Genomic DNA, 6559 nt, shown 5'->3' with positions numbered 1-6559 from the left:
GCAACGTACGCAGTGCACCAATCTCGCTAGCAATGAAATTATTTAACCTACATTGATGCACGACATAATGCACCGCAAAACTTCGCCTTTCGCATGAAATTTCAAATGCTCTGCTGCGCGGCTGATGGTCTAGATTTTTAAAGAGCGTACGGCGTGAAATTTAAAATCAACAACGGCGCAGTGCGATCTAAAACTCGCGGCAGTAATATAGCGCTGTATACGGCAGCGTAAAATTTACGACGCAGTGTGACGCGTAAAATTTTAATCTTGCGGCGATCAATCGGCGCAGGGCTAATACACGAAGTGCAATTAAAATTTTAAGGGCACACGACGATGCGTAGTCTTGCAAAATTCTTTCACGGCGCGCGCCGCGACAGCTCGTAAAATTTAATCCCGCGACGCGCAATTAATCGCGATGCTGTAAATTTAACTTGCGCCTGCATAAACTACGCATGCGGGCGTGAAATTTCACGGCGAGTGAGCGTATGAAATTTTAAATTTCATGGCAAGGCGCGCGAACGGCTCGACTTAAATCTCTCGGGTGATTTTTGCATGAAATTTAGCGAGTGAGATTTTAAGCGTGAGATTTCAAAAGGCCAAACTCGTACAAGTTTTACGCCAAATTTTTGCGTAAAGCTTTGCATAGAATTTAACGAAATTTTGTGTAATTTCTATATTGATTTTGCACTAAATTTAATGAAATTTCACATAAAATTTAATAAAATTACGCGGACTGAGCTCGGCGCGCGAAAGCCCGATCAGCCAAAACCTAGCGCACCAAAACTCGGACGCGATAAATTCATTAAAGCTTACGAGCAAGATTTAGCGTCATCGAAGCTCGAAGATAAGATTTATTGCTATTGAAGCTTGAGAAAAATTTGCCACCGCCGAAGCTCGCAGGCAAGTTTTACTGCCATGGTGCAAAATCCAGGCTTTGGTTTTAAACGCTGAAATAAAATTTAAAGGAGCGAAAATGCAAAGTTTCAAATGGCAAATTTCAAAGCGGCTCAAACAGGCGATGCGCGAGCGAGATATCGATAATCTCGCGCTCGTGCGCCGCACGGACGAGCTGTATTCGCGCTCGCACCCGGGCCATGACGAGGATATGCGCGCCGAAGTTTACACGGTCTTGGACGAATACGCGCCCAACGTCGATATTGAAATTTTTGATCTAGTCTGCAGGGTGCTCGGCGTCAAAATAGAGCTAGGCGAGACGCTTGATTAATAGTCATCGCCAGATTTTATCCGTGCCGCAAGGCTAAATTTAGCGCTATAATAAATCGCAAAATTCTACCTACAGCCTAGCTACAGAGCTTACTTAAGTAAATTTTGCCGCAAAATTTCGCCCAAACCTAGCAAGATTAATATCTATTTTAACTGCAAAGTGCTAAATTTAGCCCTAAATTTTAATCCGAGGTAAACTTTGAACTACTTAATCCAATTTAGTGTGATTTTAGGAATATCTTTTGTTGCGGAGATTTTGGCGGCGCTCGTGCCTGTGCCGATCCCCGCTAGCATCTACGGGCTAGTCATTATGCTTTTAGCCCTGATCTTCAAACTCATCAAAGTATCGCAGATCAGAGAAACCGTGTCGTTTTTTATGCAGATTATGCCGGTGATCTTCATCCCAGCGGGTGCTGCGATCATCATCGCAGGCGACGCGCTACGTCAGCATCTTTTCGCAATCATCGCGATTACGGCGGTCTCTACAGTAGTAGTCATCGGTGCAAGCGGCGCGGTAACGCAGATCTTTTATAAAATCGCCCTCGCCCGCGTTAAGCGCAGGCTTTACGCAGCCGCGCACGAACAAGACGGCGCGAATACAAAGGGCGTGGATGCGAAGCTGGAGCGCGAAATTTTATCCGGAGACGACAAAAAATGAGAGAAATTTTAATGAACTCCGCTTTTTTCGGCGTGTTTTTGTGCCTAGGTTCGTTTGAGCTGGGACTTTATCTAAAAAAGCGCTTTAAGCTAACTATTTTCAATCCGCTTCTAATCGGTATCGTGCTTACCGTCTGCGTGCTTTTACTCTTTAAAATTCCATACGAGAAATTTAACGCGAGCGCCTCGCACATTAGCTTTTTCTTAACGCCGATCACCGTCTGTCTAGCCGTGCCGCTATACGAGCAGCTGGCGCTTTTGCGAAGTAATTTTTTAGCTATTTTCGCAGGACTGATTTCGGGTATGATCGCAGGGCTAGGCAGCATCTATGCGATGTCGGTGATATTTGGGCTAAATCACACAATGTATGTCACGCTACTACCAAAATCCGTCACAGCGCCAATCGGTATGGGTATCAGCGAAAGCTTAGGCGGCATCGTGACACTAACGGTGGCCTGCATCATCGCTACGGGCATCATCGGTAGCGTATTTGGCGAAGCGCTACTTAAAATTTTTGGCATCAAAAAGGCGATGGCAAAAGGTATCGCCCTAGGCTGCGCGAGCCACGCGATGGGAACGGCACGCGCTCTTGAGATCGGTGACGTAGAGGGCGCGATGGCGTCTTTAGCAATGGCAGTTACGGGACTTCTTACCGTCATCGGTGCCGGTATATTTGCACATTTCATCTAAGGAGAAAATATGATAATCTCGATCGCTAGACAAACGGGCGCAGGCGGGCGCGAAACCGCGCGCAAACTAGCCGAGCGTTTAGGCTACACCTATCTAGCCAAGGCGGATCTGCTCCGCAAAGCAGACGAGCTTGGCTGCTTCGAGCAGATGTATGAGTTCTACAACGAAATGCCCGTAAATACGCTACTTCAGGCAATATCGCACAACGAGCTAGCCAATGAGCAAAAGCGCGATCGCATCGTAGCAATCTACGAAAAGATCGTCTCGGGCGGCAACGTTATAGTGCTTGGGCGCTGCGCGGGATTTTTCTTGCGCGGACATCCGGATCTGCTGACGGTATTTTTACGCGCGAGCGATGAGTTTAAGCTCGCTAGATTGGAAAAAGAGGGCCATACCGACGCGCGAGAGTATATGGAAAACAGCGACGCAGGCAGGATGAGCTTTCATCAATACTACACCAACCAAATCTGGGGCGCGTCCGCAAACTACAATATCTGCATCGACACGTCGTATTGCGGCATCGATAATGCGGTAAATATCATCGAGTATCTAGTCAAACATCACATTGAAAAGTGATTTGCGCCTAAGAGCATAAAAGTGGAATTTATCTTTTCGAAGATGAATTCCACTTGATCTCGCAAACCCGCCCTATTTCTATCGTAATTTAAAATTTACATCTCTTTCAGCTTGAATTCCATTTATAAATGACGCATTTAGCTGTATTATAAAGTCTCTCGTTCAATGCGACATTAAATTCTAAACCGCGCCTACTCACCGAAAATCAGCAAAATTTAGCTAAAATTTGACGAAATTTAAATCCAAATTTAAGGAGATAAGATGCAAAGCAAAGCCCATCTATGCCCAAAATGCGGCGAAAACACGATATATTTCGACGGCATTTGCCACTCGTGTCGCCAAAGGCAGAGGCGGGAGGAGATTTTAAACCTAAGCGCGGACGAAGTGGAGGCGATGATCCTAAAAATCGTAGACCGAATCGACGAGATCGAAAAATGGGATGAGATTTACAACGATTTTTGGGCGCTTTTTAGCCTGCGTGACATACACGATCCAAGGATCGCGCGAGCCGCTGCCGCGGCGGAGATTTACTGCCCGCCCGAACTCTACTTCGGCGCGCCGAAGGATGTGAGAGACGCGCTCGTCCGCAAGCTCGCCTCGCTACAAGACAACGCCAAAAACACTCTAAACGACCTACTGTGCGCGCTTGCGTGGCAGGGTGACGAGCAGACGACGCAGCTTTTTTACGAGCTGTATCAAAACCCGAAGCCGTGGCGCCAAAAGCTCTACGCAGGCACTGAAATTTACGCACAAATCGGCGGCTGGAGCTTTGATAAGAGGGGCGAGCACAAATCGCTCGTTTTTGATAAGTGCCTCGCGGTAGTGCGCGCGAGAGACGGCGCGGAGAAAAACGGCGGCTGCGCGAGCGGGCGCGGAGATGAAAGCGCGAGCGAAATTTTAAATTTCAAAGGCGGCGCGGGCGGCGCAAATTCCGAACAAAATGCGCAAAACGGCGCGGACGAAATTTCAAATTTGCACGCGAGCGCGCAGAGTGCTCGCACAGGCATGGACGAAGACGCGATCTTGCAGAACGAGCGCGTAAATTTCAAATCAGACGCGCAAAAAGACGCTGGCAGCGGTTTAAATTTAAGCGAAAATGCAAAAGCTGCTCGCGAAGGCGCAAACCAAAACGCGGATGAGCCCGTACGTATCGGCAGGCCTACAGGACAAAAGTGCGAGTTTTGCGGCTGTGAGATGCTCGATATGCTGCGTCTTAAGGCCGATGAGCCGCGGCTTGCGTTTCTGAATTTAAAGTACGACGCGATCTTTCGCTGCTGCCCGACCTGCGTCGGTTCAGTGAGATATTTTTGTAAACGCGGCGCGGACGGCGAGATGGAGCTAAGCTGCGAGGGCGAAGGGATGGAGAAGAGCTACTTTTCGCAGTAGGATCTTACGCGGCTGAGCGGTATGAAATTTAAGCTAGACGGCGAAGTATCGCCATTTTACGGCTGCTTTGACGAGCTTGACGTGACCGTGGGCGGCTATCCGCAGTGGGTGCAGGACGTCTCGTATCTGAGCTGCCCTAGCTGCGGCGGGACGATGAAGCATCTAGCGCAGATCCCATTCGGCGAGCTGGTACAGGGCGAGGGGGTCATATACGTGCAGATCTGTGAGAAATGCGAGGTTTTGGGCGGCTGCTTTCAGTGCACGTGAGGGCGGGGCTTTTAAAATTTGCGCCCCGAGCCCGCGCAAAAAATTAAGCTATAATTGCGTTTAAATTTAATTAAAGGAGAGATTATGGGGCTATTCGGTTTGGGCAAAAAAGTTGAAAAAGCGCAAATTCCAAGCACTTTTGCCGGCAGAGTGGATAAATTTTGGGCGGAATTTAGCGGCGTGATAGATGAGATCAAGGCCGATCTGGCGGCGGAAGAGTTTGAAAAGGCGATGCAAAAGACCGACGAGAAGCTTCGCATCTGCCTTGCCGAGCCCTATTTTATGACGGGGCTTGCGGGCGATAAGCTTGATCTAGTGCTAACTCCGGAGGGTATGAGGCACCGATTATTTTGGCTAAGCTTTATCAAAAACGCTATGCCTAAGCAGCTCGAGTCCAAGATGCGCTGCACGCTTGGAAAGCCGCGTGCGCCGCGAGGTATCGGCGGACTTGAGATGTACGATACGCGCGTAAGCGCCGAGGAGTCGATGATCTACGCGCAGTTTAACGAAAGCGACGTGGATATTAAAATTTACAACGAAAACCTAGCGGCTCTGCTCGCGCAGGATGAGGGCAAGGCTTATAACCTTAGCTTTATCCTACTTGACAATATGATCGGCGAAACGGCGATCATAAATACGCTAGGCGAGCTTGAGGTGCTGGCCGGGCCCGAGGAAAAAGGCGTACCGCTAAGTGAATTTGCCGATCTGATCGATGAGAAATTCGGCGAGCGAGCTTCGCGAGAGCCGCTAAAGAATTTTTTCAGCTACGAGATGCAGCCGCGCGGTAGCGAGGTGCGCGAGGACGTGGTCGTGGGTACAACCTGCCTGCGAAATCTCATAGGCGAGTACCTAGGCGGCAAGCGCGACATCTATAACGAAGCCTTTGAGCTCGGCATTAAATTTTGCTTTCTTAGCATCGATAACGGCGGCGACATGCAGGCGGGCTTTGATCTGCGAAACAAGATCGAGGACGAAGAGCTGGATAGCTGCGGCTCGTTTCTGGAGATAATCGGCGGTGCAACCGGGCAGAAGCGCGCATACATCGATCTCATCTGCTATGACGAGGAAAGGCTGAAAGAAAAAGTAAGTGAGCTTTGCAAAAAATATGGCGCAAATATCGAAATCCACGACTTTAAGCGGTAGTGGTCTCGGTTTTTACCGCTACCAAAATTTATTACTTAAACGGTAGCGGCTTCCGTTTTTGCGGCAGATAAATTTAAAATTTTGCGCCATCGCGGAAAATAAATTTTAAAATTCTACGTCGCCACGTAAAATAAATTTAAAATTTACCGCGCCGCACGCTTTTCGTTCGGTTTTGTCGTTCCGCTGGTACGCGCTAAATTTGATCAAATTGCAAGCTTGCGGTGCAAATTATAGTGGCGCGATTTAGGATTTTGTTTATGCACGTGATTCGCTTGCAATGTAGATCAGCGTGGGCGTTTTTTATAAAATATACACACCGCTTGCAAATTTCACGCGCTGTGCCTGTTCGCATACATAGGCTCGCTACGTAGAATTTTTATCGGCCACAATAATCCTCAGCACGAGATTTGTTAAGATTTAAGCACCAACGCATAATTTGATAAAATTTTAGAAGCGGACACGCAATAAATTCCAAGAAAAAAACCAAGCACGAAAGAATTCTAATGAAATTTTGCAAAATGCTCTTTGGTAGAATTTATAAAAATTATAAAGATTTGACTCGGACAAATTTTAAAATTCTATAAAAAGCGGGTTTTATAAAAATCTTGCCAAGCCA

General features: G+C 47.8%; 5 protein-coding genes and 1 pseudogene. All 6 read left to right on the top strand.

Going from position 1 to position 6559, the window contains the following annotated elements:
• The first annotated feature begins 973 nt into the window (after window positions 1-973).
• The 6 genes and pseudogenes from Q0413_RS09915 to Q0413_RS09885 all read left to right on the top strand — a co-directional run bounded on the left by Q0413_RS09915 (window position 974) and on the right by Q0413_RS09885 (window position 5943).
• Window positions 974-1225, top strand: coding sequence for a hypothetical protein (locus Q0413_RS09915; RefSeq protein ID WP_297896317.1), 252 nt, complete (start codon window positions 974-976; stop codon window positions 1223-1225).
• A 198-nt stretch (window positions 1226-1423) separates the two neighbouring features.
• Window positions 1424-1882: a CidA/LrgA family protein gene (locus tag Q0413_RS09910; protein ID WP_297961891.1), complete on the top strand. Its 459-nt coding sequence runs from the start codon at window positions 1424-1426 to the stop codon at window positions 1880-1882.
• The gene (locus Q0413_RS09905) at window positions 1879-2571 is read left to right on the top strand and encodes an LrgB family protein (RefSeq protein ID WP_005873245.1); all 693 of its coding nucleotides are present in this window, start codon (window positions 1879-1881) and stop codon (window positions 2569-2571) included. The genes Q0413_RS09910 and Q0413_RS09905 overlap by 4 nt, the downstream gene beginning before the upstream one ends.
• 9 nt (window positions 2572-2580) lie before the next feature.
• Entirely contained in the window at window positions 2581-3147 is a 567-nt protein-coding gene (locus tag Q0413_RS09900; protein ID WP_298989902.1) for an AAA family ATPase, read from the top strand.
• A 261-nt stretch (window positions 3148-3408) separates the two neighbouring features.
• Window positions 3409-4800, top strand: a pseudogene (locus tag Q0413_RS09895) (cytochrome C).
• A gap of 84 nt (window positions 4801-4884) precedes the next feature.
• Window positions 4885-5943, top strand: a complete 1059-nt coding sequence (locus Q0413_RS09885; RefSeq protein ID WP_298989894.1) for a hypothetical protein — start codon at window positions 4885-4887, stop codon at window positions 5941-5943.
• Window positions 5944-6559: the final 616 nt, after the last annotated feature.

Source organism: uncultured Campylobacter sp., assembly GCF_938045465.1.
Taxonomy (GTDB): Bacteria; Campylobacterota; Campylobacteria; order Campylobacterales; family Campylobacteraceae; genus Campylobacter_B.
Note: the sequence above shows the minus strand (reverse complement) of the source record. Positions and strands in the feature narration are given on the sequence as shown.